Below are 19,565 nucleotides of genomic sequence, written 5' to 3' on the forward strand. Positions count from 1 at the left end.
TTATCGACAATTAGAAAAATCTTACCAACGGAAATGTGCGAATGCTTTGTTTGCTTCTGCCATACGGTGAGATTCTTCACGTTTACGAACTGAAGCACCTGTATTGTTAGCAGCATCCATAATTTCGTGTGCTAAACGTTGTTCCATTGTGTTCTCACCACGTAAGCGAGCGTAATTTACTAACCAACGTAATGCCAATGTTTGACGACGTTCTGGACGAACTTCTACTGGCACTTGGTAGTTAGAACCACCAATACGACGAGCTTTAACTTCTAATACTGGTGAAATGTTTTCGATTGCTTGTTCGAAAACCTCCATTGGATCATTACCCGTTTCAGCTTTAATGTTGTCGAAAGCTGTATATAAAATAGTAGCTGCTTTACCACGTTTACCGTCTACCATGATACGGTTGATTAAACGAGTAACTAATTTTGAGTTATAAATTGGATCTGGTAATACATCACGTTTTGCAATATGTCCTTTACGAGGCATTTGTGCTCCTCCTTTCGATTTTTAATTATTTAGGTTTTTTAGTACCGTATTTAGAACGGCTTTGTTTACGATCGTTAACACCAGCAGTATCTAGCGCACCACGAACGATGTGGTAACGAACCCCTGGTAAGTCTTTCACACGTCCACCACGGATTAGAACAACACTATGCTCTTGTAAGTTGTGGCCGATACCTGGGATATAAGCTGTTACTTCGATCATGTTTGATAAACGAACACGAGCGTATTTACGTAACGCTGAGTTAGGTTTTTTCGGTGTCATAGTACCTACACGTGTACAAACTCCACGTTTTTGAGGAGAGTTTGTAGAAGTAGATTTACGTTTCATTGAGTTATAACCACGACCTAAAGCTGGAGAACCAGATTTTTTAGTTGAGCTTTGGCGTGATTTGCGTACTAATTGATTAATAGTTGGCATAACTATAAGCTCCTCCTTCCCACTTAATGGGTAATTTTTGTGTATTCTTTATGCTCACACATCCAAGCGTGTCATAATTTTTTTGAAAAAATAAAAATCGCTTTACAGCTACGATTTCAGGTTTTCAATGTTTGTGTGCTAATGTACCAGTCAGCACGACTGTTCGATTTGGATACAAATACAGGAATCTGCATACAAAAAGCACCTTATATAATTTATCACATTCAGTAAGCTGCGTCAACAAATAAAATATAAAAAAACGACCATTTCTCTTATTTAGTAAGAGCATAAATGGTCGTTTTTCTAACTATTCATTGGCTACTAATAATCAACGTTACGCATCGTTGGGAATAATAGGACATCTCGAATAGATTGTGCATCTGTTAATAGCATAACCATCCGGTCAATACCTATCCCTAAACCACCTGTTGGCGGCATACCAGTTTCTAATGCTTCCAAGAATTCTTCATCAAGCGGATGTGCTTCATCGTTACCTTCTGCTTTTTCTTTCACTTGGGCTTCGAAACGTTCACGTTGGTCAATCGGGTCTGTTAACTCAGTAAAGGCATTACCAGATTCTGAACCAACAATAAAGACTTCAAAGCGGTCTGTAAAGCGTGGATCTTCTTCATTTTTGCGCGCTAATGGCGAAATCGCTGTTGGATGACCATAAACAAAAGTTGGTTGAATCAGCGTATCCTCAACAAATTCTTCAAAGAATTCGTTAATGACATGCCCTACTGTAAAGTTATCTTCAACTTGTACATTGTGTGCTTTAGCAATCGCACGCGCTTCTGAATCTGTCATTTCTTGCCAGAAGTCTACACCGCTTGCCTCTTTAACTGCATCTACCATATGAACGCGACGCCATTTACCACCTAATTCAATGGCTTGGCCGTCGTAAGTAATACTTGTTGTACCCAAAACTTTTTGGGCAACTGTTTGGAATAACCCTTCAACAAGGTCCATTACATCCGTCATTTTACTGTAAGCTGTATATACTTCAAGCATCGTAAACTCTGGGTTGTGCGTGGTATCAATCCCTTCGTTACGGAAAACACGGCCAATTTCATATACACGCTCCATACCACCAACAACTAGGCGTTTTAGATGTAACTCTAAAGCGATTCGTAAGTATAATTCCATATCTAGGGCATTGTGGTGCGTAATGAATGGACGTGCAGAAGCACCACCAGCAATATTATGTAAGACAGGTGTTTCGACTTCTAAGTAATCATTGCTGTCTAGGTAGTGACGTATTTCACGGATGATTTGCGAACGTTTAGTAAAGCGATCAAATGAATCACGGTTAGCAATCAAGTCTAAGTATCGGTGACGATAGATTTGTTCTACATCTGTTAGACCGTGATATTTATCAGGTAGTGGACGTAAAGCTTTTGTTAAATGCACAAATTTTGTTGCTTTAACAGATAATTCTCCAGTGTTTGTACGCATTAAAGTACCTTCAACACCGACGATATCCCCTAGGTCAGCTTTCTTCCATAAGTGGTCGTAATCCTCTTCATCAATATGGTCGCGGCGCACATAAATTTGAATGTTACCAGACATATCTTGGATATTTCCAAAACCAGCCTTACCTTTACCACGTTTAGTTACTAAACGTCCAGCAATGGCTACAGTATCATCCATTTCAGCTAATTGCTCTTTGTCATAAGCTTCATATTTTTCATGTAAATCAGCAGCTACTGCGTTACGTTCAAACCCTGAAGCAAAAGGGTTATAGCCGTTTTCTTCTAACTCAACCATCTTTTCACGACGAACAAGTAATTGATCATTCAACCCTTCAGTCGCATCAGTAGATTGATGTTGATTATTTTCTTCAGTCACTATATACACTCCTTACTTTATCTATCGTTATCCTCTAGTCAATTCGATACTTATCTATATTGCCAACTTTCTCTAAAAAAAGCAAGCAAGCCTTGCGCACTATTTCGATGAGCGTATGTTTTTTCGGATAAAAATACTAGTCTCTATGAGAATACGAAAACACAAGCATTGTATCAAATTTTCAAGTTGTTGAAAACCTAAATATGATGGGTCTCGCTTATCCTTCCATCCCTGAATCGTCTTCTTTTATATGAGTGAAGGCATCTGTTAATATTTGTAGCACATGACTATCTGCTTGGCTGTAAATGATCGTATTTCTTTCTTTGCGTTTTTTTACCAAGCGTAAATCAAATAGTTTCTTTAATTGATGAGAAACCGCAGACTGTTCCAATCCTAATGCTTCTGAAATTTTAGTGGCCATCATTTCTCCATTACCCAATAAATATAAAATGCGTAATCTTGTTGGATCGCCCAAAGCTTTAAACATTTTACTTAGGTGTTGAATTTGTTCAGGTGCAACCGGCTCTTCATGTGCTTGTTGGTTCTCAAGATATTTTTCTGCTTCCTTCATAAAAGCCTCCTTTCACTTTTAATTATTTACCAATCATTAATTATTATTCACGTTGAAGTTAAAGTTACCTTCAGCCACAAACCGTCTACCGTCATCAGGTATGACAGCAACTACTTTTTTATTTTGGCCTAGGGTTTTAGCCACTGCTATGGCTGCTGCAACAGCTGCTCCCCCCGCTGGCCCTACCAGCAAGCCTTCATTAATCGCTAATAAACGACTCGTTTCTTTAGCTTTCGCTAGGTCAATGGCTACAATATTGTCATATAGCGTAGTATCTAAATTTAAGGGTAGTAAACCTGGATTAAATCCAGTAGTAGCACTTGGTTTAGCCACTTCTCCAGACAGGAATTTAGCGGCCTTATCCTCAACCGCATATAATTGAATATCTTTATTTTCTTGTCTGAGGGCATGACCAATCCCGGTCATTGTCCCACCAGTTGCAATTGTTGTAACGAAAGCATCTGGTGCACCATTCAACGCCTCAATAATTTCAGGTCCGGTTGTTTTCTCATGGACTATAGCATTTGAATCATCGTCATATACATCAATAAATAAGTAGTTCCCTGCTTCAGCATAAGCTCGAGCTTGTGGCATGGCCTTTACAACACCTTGGCCACCAGCTACCAATTGTACTTGTGCGCCGTAGGCCTTTAAGACTGTCAAGTCATGTTGTGATATGGAATCTGGCACAAAAGCTTTAACATCATACCCTTTGCTGGCACCCAACATGGCGAAAGAAGCTGCAACTTCAGCTGTGGTGGCAACCACAATTTGTTGGCCAGCATGTAAGCGACCTTCATTTTCTGCTACTTCAATCATATTTAAGGCAACACGATCATAGATTGAGCCAGTTGGGTTAGCTGTTTCGAGTTTCACGTATACCTGTGCGGCTTTATATGGTACTGATCGTTGTAACTTTACTAGAGGTGTTTCTCCAATTAATTGACTCATATCATTTGTAACTTCCATCTTCTAGCTCAAACCTTTCTCTGTAAAATACTTTTCATCGTCTGGTTAAATTTCTTTATTATAGAAAATCCAATCCTCAAGCTTGGTCTTCAATCACTTTTAAGTCTTCAACCGTGAATTGATAGTTTTTATTACAAAATTGGCAAACTACTTCTGCACCACCATCTTCTTCAATCATCGCTGTAATTTCTTCTTTAGCTAAGGTAGCTAAACCATCTGCAAATCGGTCTTTATTGCAATCACAGTAGAATTGAACGTCACGTTCATCCAAGAATTTAACATTTTCTTCACCTAGTAAACGATTGATCATATCTTTAGCTGTGAAACCGTCTGATAATAGTTCTGTAACTTGTGGTGTCTCAGCTACTGCTTTTTCAACTGCCTCAATCGATGGTTCAGTTACGCCTGGCATCAATTGAATCATCCACCCACCAGCATTTATAACTGTTTCATCTATATCTACTAAGACACCCAAACCAACAGCTGATGGTGTCTGTTCAGAATAGGCTAGATAGTAAGTGAAGTCTTCTGCGATTTCACCAGAAACGATTGGTACTTGACCTGAGAAAGGCTCTTTTAAACCTAAGTCTTTTGTTACGGTAAAAAGCCCTTCTGTCCCAACAGCTTTGCGTACATCAATTTTTCCTTGGTCATTTGGTTCTAAGCTAATATGTGGCTGTTGAATATAGCCTTTCACTTTTCCTTGTCCATTCGCAACTGCCACCAATTTTCCAGCTGGGCCATGCCCATTAATTTGCACAGTAATTTTTGCATCATCTTTTATATCTGACCCCATCATCAATGTCCCTACTAAGGTACGGCCTAGTGCTGCCGTTGAAGCAGACCAAGTATCGTGTTTCTCCTGTGCTTCTTGGACAACACCTGTAGCATCTACCGCTGTGATCCGTACTTCACCATCAAAGGCTACTGCCTTAATTAATTTATCTGTCATTTACTTCACTCCATTACCACGTGTTTTTGCACGCATTATTCGCTTGTCGCTTATTCAACTACCATTCTAACCTAATTTACTAAACAGTGAAAATATATTCATTTAAAAAAGTAAACCGTATAAGGTTTGAAAAACCCCCGATGATTTTTAGCATCGGAGGTTCTAAAGTTCATCAATTAAAATTTCACTAATGTATACGAGCGTACACAGTACTTACTTAATCTTGATTGATATGCGCATTACGTTGATGATCATTCTTATCGTCACCATCAGAATCATTATTTACATCATCTACAGCTTCTGTTTGTTCTTCTGAAGTCGCTTCCTCAGACCTGTCATCATTGCGTAATTGACGGTGTTCAGCACCACGTTGTAAGTCTTTTTTAACTTCTTCAAAAGATTTTGCTTCAGATTCATGTTCTTCTTCACCATCAAGTGGTTCAGGCATTTCACCTGTTTCAAATAATGAGCGAATTGTACGTTCATCTAACGTTTCAAGTTCAAGTAATTTCTCAGCAATCACATCTAATTGTTCACGGTGAGAAGCTAAAATACTTTCTGCTTCTTCCAAACAATCCTCCATAAACTTGCGTACTTCATCATCAATTTGACCAGCAGTACGTTCAGAATAAGATTTACTTTGTGCATAACCTGTATCGGCTCCGCGCATTGAGTGGTTACCTTCGTATGAAATTGGACCAAGAACCGAGCTCATACCATATTCAGTAATCATTGCACGAACAATACCAGTTGCTTGTTCAAAGTCATTAGAAGCACCAGAGGTTTGTGTATTAAAAACAAGTTGCTCAGCAGCACGTCCACCTAGTAAACCAATAACTTGTTCTCGCAAGTCTTTAGTTGTATATAGGTTTTGGTCTTCACGAGGAAGCATAATAGCATATCCACCGGCTTTACCACGCGGTACAATCGTTACTTTGTGTACCACTCGCGCATCACTTAGCACTAAACCAGCAATGGTATGTCCCGCTTCATGGTAAGCAACCATCCGACGTTCTACCTTAGAAATCACACGGTCTTTCTTAGCTGGACCCGCAATTACTCGATCTTGTGCTTCATCAATATCAATCATATCAATTTGTTGCTTATCTACACGAGCGGCTACTAGCGCGGCTTCGTTTAATAAGTTTTCAAGTTCCGCACCAGTAAAGCCTGGGGTTTGTTGCGCAAGAACTTTCAAGTCTACCCCTGGACCGAATGGCTTATTACGGGCATGTACTTTCAAGATTGCTTCACGTCCTTTAACATCCGGACGCCCAACCAATACCTGTCTATCGAAGCGACCGGGACGTAATAAGGCAGGATCTAAGACGTCTGAGCGGTTAGTTGCGGCTATTACAATGACATTATCTTTCTCAGAGAAACCATCCATCTCAACCAATAATTGGTTTAAAGTTTGCTCACGTTCATCATGGCCTGATCCTGGACCGACACCACGACGGCGTCCAACAGCATCGATTTCATCGATAAAGATAATTGATGGTGCATTCTTCTTCGCATTTTCAAATAAATCACGAACACGAGAAGCCCCAACACCAACGAACATTTCCACAAACTCAGAACCTGAGATTGAATAGAAAGGCACGCCAGCTTCACCAGCTACTGCTTTAGCAATCAAAGTCTTACCGGTACCAGGAGGTCCCTCTAAAAGCACACCTTTTGGAATGCGAGCTCCCAGTGCTTGGAATTTTCGTGGATCTTTCAAGAAGTCCACCACTTCGACTAACTCTTGTTTTTCCTCATCCGCACCAGCGACATCAGAAAAACGCACTTTCACTTCTTTTTTCGATTGATCAACAGCCTTCGATTTACCCATAGACATTGGATTATTTCGACCGCCACCTTGGCTTTGGCTGAACATCATATACATAATTACAACAAAGAAAACAATCGGTACAGCAGTAAATATTAAGCTCAACCACATACCAGACTGGTCTTCTTCTAAAGTAGTCATTTCTGTATTTGTAGATGTTGCTGCGTCTGTAATCGTTCGGATTGTATTATCATTTGGCAACACATTTACAACAAACTCAGAAGCTGAACTTTGTTGTAAATCTTGAAAAATTGGAATTCCATCACTCGTTGAAGAGGATGATTCACTCGGTTCCCCATCCGAATCCTTATAAGTACCACGGATTTCATAAGCCCCAGCATTGGATTGGATTGAGAAACTATCTACATCTCCATCAGAAAGTGTTTGAATGAATTCTGATTGTGTTAATTCTTCAGTGGAACCACCAGTAGAATCACTTGTTAGTGACCTTACCAATGCCATCAAAGCAAAAAACAAAATCAGCCACAGCAAACCACTTCTAATGAAAGTATTTCTATTTGGTCTGTTAGGTCTCTTTTGTTGCATTCATTTTCCCCATTCTAATTGTTGTTCTTAAAGCAGCCTGTAAATAAATAGTAAAAATAGGTATCAATAAATTAACTCACTAATTATGGAATAAATGTGCATAAACACTAGGCTTCAAGATACCGATATAAGGCAGTTGGCGGTACTCTTCATCAAAGTCCATACCGTATCCAATTACAAACTTATCAGGGATTTCAAAACCAACATAATCCACTGAAACTTCGGCAGTACGGCGTTCAGGTTTATTTAATAAAGTAACCACCTTCACACTAGCTGCATTACGGTGTTGGAACAAATCATGGATTTTCGCCAAAGTATTCCCTGTATCCACAATATCCTCAACAATAATCACGTGACGACCAGACACATCCGCGTCTAAATCCTTCAAGATCTTTACCTGACCTGATGACTCAACGCCACCACCATAACTAGATATATCCATAAAATCAATTTGTAAATTAATATCCATTGCACGAATTAAGTCAGTCATGAACAAGACAGACCCTTTTAAAATAGCCACCACAATCGGGTTTTTATCTTGGTAATCTGCTGTTAGCTCCTCACCTAATACTTGAATTCGTTCCGCAATTTTCTCAGTCGGAATTAGAATTTCCTCTACATCCTTATGCATGCCTATAATCCTCCACATTTTATTTCACATAATTCTAAGTTATTTTAGCAAATAACTTAATTTAATAGCAATTAATTAAATTTACTCACCCAAACCTGGACGCCCTAGCGCAGAAAAACCACCCTAAAATCATTCAGTAAGCGAAAAGTATTATATCAATCTTAACACTATTCTCCAACAATTACGTCAAAAACCCTTAAAATTTTACGAATACTTTAGTCCCCGAACCTGTTCGATTCCCATATAAGACCTCTCCCTTATAAAAGAGGCCCCACACCTCTTGATTGCTATCCGCTAACACAAATAGAGCATCTCGAATACCAGACGGGACTTTTTCATTGATTAAAAAGCGGTTCAACTTTTGCCTATGACCATTGGATAGTCGGATAAAATCTCCGGGACGGCGATTACGCACTGTCAAACTAACATCAACATCTACAGTAGCCAATAAGACGGCTCCTTGGTCCAAGAACTCATCCGCTTTAGCTTCATCAAACCAACCTAGTTTGATTTGGTCGCCTACTATTACCCAGTCCTGCCAGTTTAAAGTCTGCCCAGCCTTTTCTCTCGTACTACCACTAGCCAAAAAATCCGACCGGCCACCAGGCAGAATATACGCCGTATCATACACTTTGACTAAGCGGTAGCCTCCCGGCAACCGCCACTCACCTTGGCCATTATCACGCTGTAAGAAAGCCACCATCCGCTTAAACCCGTCTTGACTAAAAGTAGCGAAATGAGCAATCTTCGTTCTATCAAACAACCGCTGCCACAACAGGATTTGCTCTGAAAAATCATAATTCGAAAAAGCTCTTAGATCTACTTGCCATACATCATCTTTTTTTACCAGAATAGCTTGTAAAATCTGGTCCATATAAGCATCCGCAAAGCGGTTGGTCGCTTGAGCAGCCATAGCAAATTCACCTAAATGATCAATCAAGGCGCCATCTTCCGCCTCCAATTCCGGTATATATGTTTGCCTAAATCGGTTGCGGGTATAGGCTAAATCTTGATTAGATTGATCTTCACTAAAATCTAAGTTATACAAAGCTGCATAGTCGTATAAGTCCGCTTTTTCAATAGTCAACATGGGGCGGAGAACAAAGCCCGACTGCATCCCCTTATCCAACTGAATCGGACGATAAGGTTGGATACCTGCGATACTCTTCAAACGACCACCATGCACTAGCCGCATCAATACTGTTTCAGCTTGGTCATTTTGGTGGTGGGCAGTGACTAAAAATGGTGTCTTATTCAAGACCATCATGCGCTGAAATACTGCGTATCGGAATTCACGTGCCGCCAATTCTGATCGGTTTGGATTCTCAGGGTCCTCATGATCCCAAGCAACCACTTGAATAGGAATCCCCCGATGCTCACAATACGCAACAACCATATCTTGCTCAGCATCTGACTCTTTACGTATCTGGTGGTTGATATGAATGACTGAAAAATTAACCAACCCCTGTTTACTTAACCGGTCAAAAACATCTAGTAGCACCATAGAATCTACGCCACCAGAAACAGCCAATAAAAAGGGGATTTGACCATCGATTGGGACATAATCTGCTGGAATTTTCTTTTTCAATCGTTCTTTCGTTGCTAAGGTCCAATCACGTACAATTTTCAATACATTTTCAGTCATCCACCCATTGCCCCTTCAATAAATATTTTCTTTCAACATTTACTACCTTTATCATTTAATGCCAAAAGGGTCTGCAGCAAATTGCCACAGACCCTTTCAATAAGTGTCAACACCAAGCGCTAGGGTAACAACATTTGCCACACCCTATTCGTTTAATATTAGGAACGACGACCTCCACGGCCACCGCGTTTACCTTCAGTATTACGTTTTAGAGAACTTAAACGATCATCTGACTCTTTTAAGAATGATGACATCATGCTATCGAAATCGCTTGTTCCTGTTTTATTGCCAGCGTTTGACTTAAATGAATTGCCACCAGCAAAATTAGAACGACCAGCCGAATGGTGATTATTTTTTGCTTTTCCTTGATAGCCACCACTACGGTCATCCCGGTTGTCATCTTTACGGAAGTTTTGGTTGCCACGGGCACGACCGCCACCATCATTACGTCCGCGGTTTGCTGTCGCTGGCTTACTTGTACCATCAGCATTTAAACGACGGATTGACAGCGCAATCTTACCATCATCAGCTACATTGGTCACTAAAACGGTTACTTCATCTCCAACCGATAAGACATCGTTAATATCTTTTACGAAGCCCTCAGCTACTTCAGAGATATGGACTAAACCATTTTTGCCTTCTCCTAAATCAACAAACGCACCAAATTTTGTAATCCCTGTAACTTTTCCGGTAACTTTATTTCCTACTTCAATTGCCATGTATCCCAAATATCCTCCTTGAAATTCTTCCATCCGGTAAATAGCCTTTTATCCGGATGAGTAAAGCTATCTCTAGTTTACCTTGTTAGCACGATTTATTCATCATTATTTTCTTTATTTTGCTGTAAATAAGCCTTATTTAAAATTTCTGCTTGTTTAGATGCGTTATCTTCAGGCACACTGAAAATAATCTCACCATCTTTACTTAAGTAGTAACGTGATCGTGCTAATTTCGCCACATACTCATCATCTTTTAATAAGCTAGCTTGTTGACTTAAGGTATCGATTGCCTTTTGTTCACCTGCAATCTCATCTTCAGTTAAGGCAATTTGTTCTTCGACAGCTTGCCGGTCTTTATGCGCTGCATAAGCAGTTGATACACAACCTAAAGTCACAACAGCGAAAACCCCCACAACAAGCCAAGTAATCCAATCAGCTGTGGTCTTGGGTTTTCTTGACCACTTCTTGGTTTTCGCTTTACGGTGTTCGGCTAATGATGTCACTTTTTTGCTGTCACGGTCAAGACGATCTTCTAGCCGCATAGCAAAAACCCCTTTCTATGGTTGTCTTGAACCTATCAATCATATACTTAAATAGTATAACAATAATTCAATGCTAGCGCCATCATAAATCCAGTCTAAAAACCACCTTTTTCTTGGTCTTCGTGGTATTCTTCGCTAACAATAGTGAACATATGCTCAGCTTCATCTTTTCTTGTGGTTTCTTTCAAATCATCTACACGAACAGTCATATCTTTATTACCAAATGTAATCACTAGCTCGTCCCCAATTTTGACATCTGTTCCTGATTTAGCTAGTCGACCGTTGATGGTAATCCGGCCCTTATCTGCAACTTCTTTAGCAACGCTTCTTCTTTTTATAATTCTGGACACTTTTAAAAATTTATCTAATCGCAAAATTTTGCTCCTTTATTCTATACGCTTTTTATTTTGAATTTACATACTCTCTTTTTAACACGATACAAGAAAACCAGTCATTTCTAACACAAGTTCAGTATATCATGTTTTTAACTAAGCATTTATGATTAAGCGAATCTTTTTAGCTATGTTAATTATAAAGCATACTAACTAACCGATATCAATTGCCCTTTAATAAATGCCAGATCAAGTCTCCCTTTGGCAAGGTCTGCCATTCAGATTCGGTTAATATTGGATCCTTACGTAAATATAACCAAACAATCAATAGCCCTAGGATAATCTGCCCTACCATTAATACCGCCTCTAAGTGTCGAGTGACTGGTATATAGAGGACTTGCTGGTATAAATGAGCCAGGATAAAGTTCATCACAACCATCAATACCGCTAACAAGCCCGTTTTTATACCGACACGCCCCCAACTCGTTAAGCGCAACGTTTTAGGCAACATCTTATCTAGTAAAATCACCATAACGACTAAAGCGAGGTTAGTTGCCCAAGCTGCTCCTGTCGTTTTTGACCAGTCAACTAAAATAGGTGTAGCAATTCCTTTCACTAACATGCTCATGACAAAAGCTATCCCGGACTTAGCCCACTGACCTTGGGCTTGGAGTATATTATTTTGTCCCAGTACAAGACTGGCAAATATAATCATCAGCACATAAACCATTAAAACCGTAGACCCATCAGTGCTAGCGAATAGGAAATGGTTTAATTGTGGCATAATCGATATCAAACCGCCCGTAATCAATATGGCAAAAAATAACGTCACTCGTAAATATTGCCTGCTGACAAGTTCAAATTCGCTAGCTTGCTTATGTTCGCCCTTTTTCACTAAGGCAAGGGTCGGTAGAAAGGAAGTGGCAAGCGATGTGGCAACTACCATACCGAGTTGAACAATTGGTTGACCTCGGTCATAAATCCCTTTCATATCTTTGGCTAGCGCTATAGCTATGCCGTTATCAACAAGTTGGGCATAAACGGTAAAGGCATCAATAAGTTGGTAAAAAATTAAAAGAGCCGAGAAAAAACAAATGACAAAACCTTCTGTGACAAAATCTTTGATCAATTTCCCCAAAGTGAGTTTTGTTGTACTATGTGTTGAAACATCTTGGTTTAAACCGTAATGTCCCCCTAAGAAATCTTGATACATCGCTTTTTCACGGTAATTTAAAACATAATATCCCATCACTAAACTGGCTGCGCCAGCAGCAATCCAAGCAGACTGCATAGTCCAAAATCCCATTTGATAGACATCCGGATTTTGTCCATTAGCCTGCATCCGAGCAAATAAAAAAGCTACTGTTAAAATAAACGCTACACGAACAAATTGCTCCACAACTTGCGAAATAGCAGTCGGTATCATTTCATTACGACCTTGCATAAAACCTCTTGTCAGTAATAGGCCTGGCATGAATAAGAACATAAAAGATACACTTTGGATGACTGGCGTTAATAAGTTATCCCCCATCATCCAAGCGATCTGAGTTGCCCCAAAATAAACAAGGGCAAAACAAATCAGGGCAAAAATCGAAATAATAAGGGCATAGCCTTTAAGCAGCGTTTTTGTTTGTTTCTGGTCGCTTTGGACTAAGGCAACTTGCTTACCGATAAAAGAAGGCAGGCCGTTTAAGGCGAAAGTCATCCCAATACCATAGATAGGATATATTTGCTGATAAACATAAAAACCTTCATTTCCAACTAGATTTTGGAGTGGTACACGGTAGATAGCAGATAACATTTTAGCAATCAGCGCTGCTACTGTTAGGACGGCAGCTCCTTGCATAGCATGTTGACCAGTTGTTGGTTCTAATGCCTGCATTCGCTTCTCCTGATTTCTATCTTCATTTTTCACTATCTAGTCACCTACTTGACCTGGCTCATCCGAAAGTTTCGTCGCATTCGCATCATTTTCAGCCGCTTTCACTTTTGCATCTACAGCTGCCTTATTAGCCATTTCTTCTTGTGCCGTCTTCAAAGCTTGGGCTTTCTCATATTCTGCCTTTTCCTTAGCTAGTTGATCAGCTTTCATTTGGACAATATTTTCATTATCAGCCAATTGGGTCATGAATTGTAGCAAGTAATCCAACCATTCTTCAGTAGATAACTTATTGAGTCCAAGACTAACTAATAAAGCCGAACCTACTTGCTTCATTGCTAAACGGAAAGGATTATCTTCTAAAGCCTTAAATATTGCTGGTGTCATTACTTTTTGGTCTAAATCATCATGGAAAAGGACTTCAATTGTATTACTTTTAGTGATGCGTTTAATACTTGTAACACCAATCTTATCTGCTGCTGATTTAATCGTTCCCACTTGTAATAAAAGCTGTGTTTCAACTGGCGGTTCACCGTACCGGTCCATTAATTCATCATCTAGATCCCACATCTCATCTACACTTGTCATAGCATTTACACGTTTGTAGATTTCAACTTTTTGTCGCTCATCATGAATATAGCTTTGTGGAATATAGGCATCGATAGATAAGGAAATTTCCACCGGTGCCGTCTGCTTAGCTGGTAAAACCCCGCGCTTACGTTGAACTGCTTCACGTAACATCTGTGAATAGAGGTCAAATCCGACAGAATTGACAAAACCATGTTGTTGCTTCCCTAATAAGTTCCCCGCACCACGAATAGATAAGTCACGCATGGCGATTTTGAAGCCAGATCCTAATTCTGTAAAATCACGCAAGGCCATCAAGCGTTTTTCTGATACTTCAGATAGCATTTTATCTGGGCGGTACATAAAGTAGGCATAGGCGATCCGAGTTGAACGACCTACCCGACCCCGCAATTGATATAAAGTCGATAGCCCCATCCGATCAGCACCTTCAACCAGTAAGGTATTCGCATTTGGGATATCTACTCCAGTTTCTATAATTGTGGTTGTCACTAACACATCAAATTCACCTAAAACAAAGTCCATCATGACATTTTCTAATTGAACTACGGTCATCTGACCGTGAGCAATGGCTACTCTAGCTTCAGGCACCAGTTCATTAATAAGGGCAGCCTTTTCTTCGATTTGCGCAACGTTATTGAAGAGATAAAATACCTGACCATCACGGGCAATTTCACGCTCTATCGCATCTTTCACCGCGCCATAATTTTGCTCCATTACAAAGGTTTGGACAGGATACCGGTTGGCAGGTGGTGTTTCAATAACCGATAAGTCCCTAACGCCCAACATAGACATATTCAATGTCCGAGGAATTGGTGTTGCGGTTAGGGTTAAGACATCCACATTCGCTTTTAAAGCTTTCAGTTTTTCTTTAGCTTTCACTCCAAAGCGCTGCTCTTCATCCACTACCAACAACCCTAAATCCAGGAATTCGACATCTTTAGATAGCACACGGTGGGTACCAATCACAATATCTACTTGTCCCTTTTTTAAACCAGCAATTGTTTCATTTTGTTGCGCTTTGCTTCTAAATCTAGATAATAAGCCTATCTCAAATGGCCAATCCGCGAATCGCTCCACAAATGTTTCATAATGTTGTTGTGCTAAAACAGTTGTAGGCACTAAGAAGGCTACTTGTTTACCTTCCATCAAAGCTTTAAAAACAGCTCGCATAGCGACTTCCGTCTTCCCAAAACCAACATCTCCAACCAGTAAGCGGTCCATCGGTTTCTCAGATTCCATGTCTTTCTTAATTTCTGCAATTGATTGAATTTGGTCATCGGTTTCTGAATATGGAAAGGCATTTTCAAACGCTAACTGCTCAGGTGTGTCTGGACCAAACGCTAATCCTTTCTGTGCTTCACGTGAGGCATATAGGTCTATCAATTCATCTGCAATATCTTCAATCTTGCTAGATACTTTCTGTTTTGTCTTAGCCCATTCGCTACCGCCCATTTTATTTAACTTGGGTTCTCTCCCCTCAGCGGAGACATATTTTTGAACCAGATCAATCTGATCAATGGGCACATGAATTGCTGCTTGGTCTGCGAATACTATCGTTAAATAATCTTGGTGTGTACCAGCGAATTCGATGGTTTCAATCCCGGTATAGCGCCCGATCCCATGATTTACATGAACGACATAATCGCCCACTTCTAATTGTTGGTAATTTTTAATACGTTCCGCATTTGAAATCAGCGGTTTCTTCGCTTTACGTCGTTTCTTCTGTATATGAAAAATATCCGCTTCTGCTAATAAAACCAGTCGTTCTTGGACAAATTCAATTGATCCTGATAAGCCTCCAGCAATTAAATTCACCTTATTGGCAAATATATTCCCCTCATCGGTTGCTTCAGCTGCCACATCTATTTCTTGTAAAATAGCTTGAACTTCCTTTACCCGATCCTTATCTTTCAACATGATAACCACTGTGCGTCCAGTACGAATCCAGGCTGTTAATTCAATTTTCAAAGCATCCATTTGATCATAAAATCGGGTAATCATTCTTGTTTGATACTGATAGAGACCATCAAATTTTAGCGACCCTAACCCCTGCTGCCAAAGTGAAAAGTAGAATTTTCGACCTTTGAAGTTTTGGATGGTTTTTTTAAAGTCATCATATACTTGAACTTGTGCCGGTAACTGTCCCCTTTCGACCATAGTTTGTAAATACATCTCTGTATTATTGGCCCAGTTCGCTTCTTCTTGAATTAAACGGGCATAGTCATCCAAAATAAGAAAGGCTTGATCGCTAATATAATCAAGAAGTGTTGTTGTTTCTGGATACATATAACGGTGGAAGTATTTGGAATTTTCCGTCATTTCCCCATTCTTCCAGGCCGAAACTTCATCATTGACCACAGCTGTTGCCAAATCACGTACAACTTCATCTTTAATTTTAGTAAGTGATTTAGACATTTGTTGCTTAAAAGCATCTGCTTGTGCCTGTAATTGTTCTGGTAAAACGATAAATTCTTGCGATGGTTGAATCTGAATAGATGTTTGGTCTTGCAACGACTTTTGTGTATTGGGATCGAAAGTAGAAATACGTTCCACTTCATCAAAACCAAGCGATATTCGGACTGGATAGGCTGCATTTAAAGGATAGAAATCGACGATATCCCCGCGCTGACTCACTTCTCCTGGTGTCATCACGATTTCAGCCCGTTGGTACCCTTGATGCAATAAACGTTGGACCAATTTAGCTGGTTCTAATTCGTCCCCTAATTTCACCTGTAAGCGGGTATTGTCCCAAATTTCTGGCGGCGTCAATAAGCGTTTAAGGCCAAACATAGGCGTGATTAAGACACCAGTTGCCTCGGGGTCTCTGGCCCATTTTAACACCGTTAACCGGTCAGCCAAAGCCTCTGGGCTGGCAATCGCCCAGTCAGCTACTACAGACTCAGGCACATTAAATAGATGTAGTTCGTCCTCGTCAAAGTCATTTTGTAAATCATTATAAAAATGATCAGCTTGTAATAGATTGTTGGTAACAATCACTACTTTTTGCTCATTTGCCAAACTTAACAATGTTTTGGCCATGTACGCGCGACTTGCACCTTGAAGACCTAAATAAAGGACAGACTGTCCCTTTTTGGCTTCTTGTTTAAATGATTCATTCTGTGTTTCTTGCAAGAAAAATGTTTGTAAATCCAAGCGGTCTCCTCCTTCTTATTGGCTAGTGATTAAAATTGGTCATGGTTTCTTCAAAAGTATGACCAGCTAACAAGTAATCAATCGCTTCAACAGCTGAACGCGTAGCAGCTAACATTTGGGTATGGTCTTCTTTTGGGAATTTAGATAAGACATGATGAACAACCGTTCCACTTTTTCCTGGATGTCCTATCCCTAATTTAATACGACGAATTTTGTCTGTTCCAAGATGGGCAATTAATGATTTAACCCCATTATGACCACCCGCAGACCCTTTTTGCCGTAAACGAATTCTCCCTGGATCCATATCTAAGTCATCATATACGACCAAAATATCTTCAACTGGAATCGAATAGTAATCGGCAACCGCTCTAACAGCCTCTCCAGAATTATTCATAAAAGTTGTTGGTTTAAGAAAAATAATTTTTTCATCATTCATGAAAGTTTCAAAATATTCTCCTTTAAATCCGGTTTTATTAAATAACTCTTGGTGTTGATATGCCCATTCATCTAAAACAATAAATCCAATATTGTGACGTGTACCCTCATATTTTTTACCAGGATTTCCCAATCCAACGATTAATTTCATTCTTAATATCTCCTTAGTCTTAGTTCCGTATAGTTTTATCTCATATTGATTTCTCATTTTAATGATCTTTTACATGATTTATATCGATGTTCATTTTAATCGTGCACACTTATTAACACACAAAAACCTGTACGGGAACTCATCTACCTAGTGCAAGTCATCCCGTACAGCTTATATGTATATTTATAAACCTATTATAGCACAAAGGGTCCACAAGCTTGAAAGACAAAGAACGCTACAACACGAACATACCCTTTAGCACATTTTGCTCAGTGTTATAGTAGGTGATTTTTCTTAAATGAAGGGGTCTTATTTGGAAAACGGATACATTTTTGCCATCATAGGATTAGATGCTCATCCAAAATGAACGAAGCCCTTTTGTCGTCACATCATTTTTACGAGTATTATCCATATAAAAAGACAAATTTGTTCCTAAATATTTTAGTTTAATCATTTTTTCACAAACTTTTAGAAAAAGTTCTCATTTTTAATAGTACAGTTTTAAAATACAGATGTAACAGAGAAATGTTTTTGTTTAAAACGCTGAAATCATCGTCTTGTATACGTTTACACACGATGATTTGGCAGTGAGTTATATATATATTTAAAAAAACATCGTAAAATACTATTGATTTTTTTGAACAGCGTGGTATTATTATGTTAAACATTTCACTAACTGTTGATCAAGCTAATTTTAAACCAATTGTTCACTAGCTTTGCACGGGTTAATGAAACATTTACCATATGGTTTGATTTGTACACTATAAGAGACAAAAAGTTAAGGAGAATCTATTATGTCAAAAAATGGTCAAAAAGTTATTTTAATTGGTGATGGAGCTGTAGGATCTGCATTTGCATATGCTTCTGTAATTCAAGGTGTCGGAAGAGAATTAGGGATTATTGACTTAGATGAAGACCGCGTTGAAGGGGATGTATTAGACCTTATCGACGCACTAGCTTACACATCTCCTAAAAAAATCTACAAAGCTACATACGATGATTGTAGCGACGCAGATGTTGTAGTCATTACTGCTGGTGCTGCGCAAAAACCTGGTGAAACCCGTTTAGATTTAGTAGACAAAAACTTACGTATCTTTAAGACCATGGTAGACCAAGTAATGGCGTCAGGATTCGACGGTATCTTCCTAGTTGCTACTAACCCTGTAGATATCTTAACTTATGCTACTTGGAAATTCTCTGGCCTACCTGCCAACCGTGTAATCGGTTCTGGTACTTCATTAGACTCAGCGCGCTTCCGTCAAGAATTAGCTATAGCACTTGATGTTGATGCACGTAACGTTCATGCCTACATTATGGGTGAGCATGGTGACACTGAGTTCCCTGTATGGTCACACGCAAATATCGGTGGACAATCAATCTATGAATGGGTGTCTCAATCCTCAACAATTGATGAAGAAGCGCTAGTTAACTTGTTCTATCATGTGCGTGACAAGGCTTATAAGATTATCGAGAAAAAAGGCGCAACTTATTATGGTATCGGTGTATCTTTAGTTCGTATCCTAAAAGCAATCTTGCATGATGAAAATGCTATCTTACCTGTATCTGTTTATCTTGATGGTGAATTCAATCAAAAAGATGTATATATTGGTGCACCAGCTATCATCAATCGTGATGGTGTTCGTAGTGTAATTGAAGCAGACTTAACTGACCATGAGCAACAGCAAATGGACTTATCTGCCACAAAATTACGAGAAACCTTAGAAACTGCTTGGGCAAAGTTAGACTTTTAAAATAAGCAGAACAAATTTAATCGTATAATATTCGAAAAGAGGCTGGGACAAAAATATCCCAGCCTCTTTTTGCTATATAAAAACGTTTATAACC

The 19,565-nt window shown here is 39.4% G+C and carries 16 protein-coding genes; 1 reads left to right on the forward strand and 15 read right to left on the reverse strand.

Translation table 11 applies throughout. The annotated features are described in order from the left end of the window. Nucleotides 1-21: 21 nt before the first annotated feature. The 15 genes from rpsG to pth all read right to left on the reverse strand — a co-directional run bounded on the left by rpsG (nt 22) and on the right by pth (nt 17,720). Entirely contained in the window at nt 22-492 is a 471-nt protein-coding gene (gene rpsG / locus HMPREF3116_RS00280; RefSeq protein ID WP_070466790.1) for a 30S ribosomal protein S7, read from the reverse strand. Nucleotides 493-517: 25 nt separating this feature from the next. Continuing rightward, nucleotides 518-928: a 30S ribosomal protein S12 gene (gene rpsL / locus HMPREF3116_RS00285; RefSeq protein ID WP_059135282.1), complete on the reverse strand. Its 411-nt coding sequence runs from the start codon at nt 926-928 to the stop codon at nt 518-520. A 321-nt stretch (nt 929-1,249) separates the two neighbouring features. Beyond that, nucleotides 1,250-2,776, reverse strand: a complete 1,527-nt coding sequence (lysS, locus tag HMPREF3116_RS00290; protein WP_070466792.1) for a lysine--tRNA ligase — start codon at nt 2,774-2,776, stop codon at nt 1,250-1,252. A gap of 217 nt (nt 2,777-2,993) precedes the next feature. Next, on the reverse strand, nt 2,994-3,347 hold the full coding sequence (locus tag HMPREF3116_RS00295; protein ID WP_070466794.1) for an ArsR/SmtB family transcription factor: 354 nt from the start codon (nt 3,345-3,347) through the stop codon (nt 2,994-2,996). A gap of 36 nt (nt 3,348-3,383) precedes the next feature. Beyond that, the gene (locus HMPREF3116_RS00300) at nt 3,384-4,316 is read right to left on the reverse strand and encodes a PLP-dependent cysteine synthase family protein (protein ID WP_070466796.1); all 933 of its coding nucleotides are present in this window, start codon (nt 4,314-4,316) and stop codon (nt 3,384-3,386) included. Between the two features lie 76 nt (nt 4,317-4,392). Further along, the gene (gene hslO / locus HMPREF3116_RS00305) at nt 4,393-5,268 is read right to left on the reverse strand and encodes an Hsp33 family molecular chaperone HslO (protein WP_070466797.1); all 876 of its coding nucleotides are present in this window, start codon (nt 5,266-5,268) and stop codon (nt 4,393-4,395) included. Nucleotides 5,269-5,485: 217 nt separating this feature from the next. Next, complete coding sequence (gene ftsH, locus HMPREF3116_RS00310; RefSeq protein WP_070466799.1) at nt 5,486-7,645, reverse strand: ATP-dependent zinc metalloprotease FtsH; 2,160 nt, start codon at nt 7,643-7,645, stop codon at nt 5,486-5,488. 79 nt (nt 7,646-7,724) lie between these two features. Further along, nucleotides 7,725-8,276, reverse strand: coding sequence for a hypoxanthine phosphoribosyltransferase (gene hpt, locus HMPREF3116_RS00315; RefSeq protein ID WP_070466801.1), 552 nt, complete (start codon nt 8,274-8,276; stop codon nt 7,725-7,727). A 196-nt stretch (nt 8,277-8,472) separates the two neighbouring features. Beyond that, complete coding sequence (tilS, locus tag HMPREF3116_RS00320) at nt 8,473-9,921, reverse strand: tRNA lysidine(34) synthetase TilS (RefSeq protein WP_070466802.1); 1,449 nt, start codon at nt 9,919-9,921, stop codon at nt 8,473-8,475. 158 nt (nt 9,922-10,079) lie between these two features. Next, on the reverse strand, nt 10,080-10,640 hold the full coding sequence (locus HMPREF3116_RS00325) for a S1 domain-containing RNA-binding protein (protein WP_070466804.1): 561 nt from the start codon (nt 10,638-10,640) through the stop codon (nt 10,080-10,082). 95 nt (nt 10,641-10,735) lie between these two features. Next, complete coding sequence (locus tag HMPREF3116_RS00330) at nt 10,736-11,182, reverse strand: FtsB family cell division protein (RefSeq protein ID WP_070466806.1); 447 nt, start codon at nt 11,180-11,182, stop codon at nt 10,736-10,738. Nucleotides 11,183-11,277: 95 nt separating this feature from the next. Then, on the reverse strand, nt 11,278-11,556 hold the full coding sequence (locus tag HMPREF3116_RS00335) for an RNA-binding S4 domain-containing protein (RefSeq protein WP_070466808.1): 279 nt from the start codon (nt 11,554-11,556) through the stop codon (nt 11,278-11,280). Between the two features lie 181 nt (nt 11,557-11,737). Continuing rightward, nucleotides 11,738-13,396, reverse strand: a complete 1,659-nt coding sequence (locus HMPREF3116_RS00340) for a putative polysaccharide biosynthesis protein (protein WP_083272694.1) — start codon at nt 13,394-13,396, stop codon at nt 11,738-11,740. A 36-nt stretch (nt 13,397-13,432) separates the two neighbouring features. Beyond that, nucleotides 13,433-17,134 carry a transcription-repair coupling factor gene (gene mfd / locus HMPREF3116_RS00345; protein ID WP_070466810.1) on the reverse strand — a complete coding sequence of 1,234 codons (3,702 nt, stop codon included), beginning with the start codon at nt 17,132-17,134 and terminating at the stop codon, nt 13,433-13,435. Between the two features lie 22 nt (nt 17,135-17,156). Further along, the gene (gene pth, locus HMPREF3116_RS00350) at nt 17,157-17,720 is read right to left on the reverse strand and encodes an aminoacyl-tRNA hydrolase (protein ID WP_070466811.1); all 564 of its coding nucleotides are present in this window, start codon (nt 17,718-17,720) and stop codon (nt 17,157-17,159) included. 794 nt (nt 17,721-18,514) lie between these two features. On the opposite strand from pth, the gene HMPREF3116_RS00355 reads away from it, so the two are divergent. Continuing rightward, a complete protein-coding gene (locus tag HMPREF3116_RS00355; RefSeq protein WP_070466812.1) occupies nt 18,515-19,471 on the forward strand; it encodes an L-lactate dehydrogenase in 957 nt (318 codons plus the stop codon). The last annotated feature ends 94 nt before the right edge of the window (nt 19,472-19,565 follow it).

Origin of the sequence: Aerococcus sp. HMSC10H05 (genome assembly GCF_001806975.1) — a bacterium.
Lineage (GTDB): Bacteria > Bacillota > Bacilli > Lactobacillales > Aerococcaceae > Aerococcus > Aerococcus viridans_B.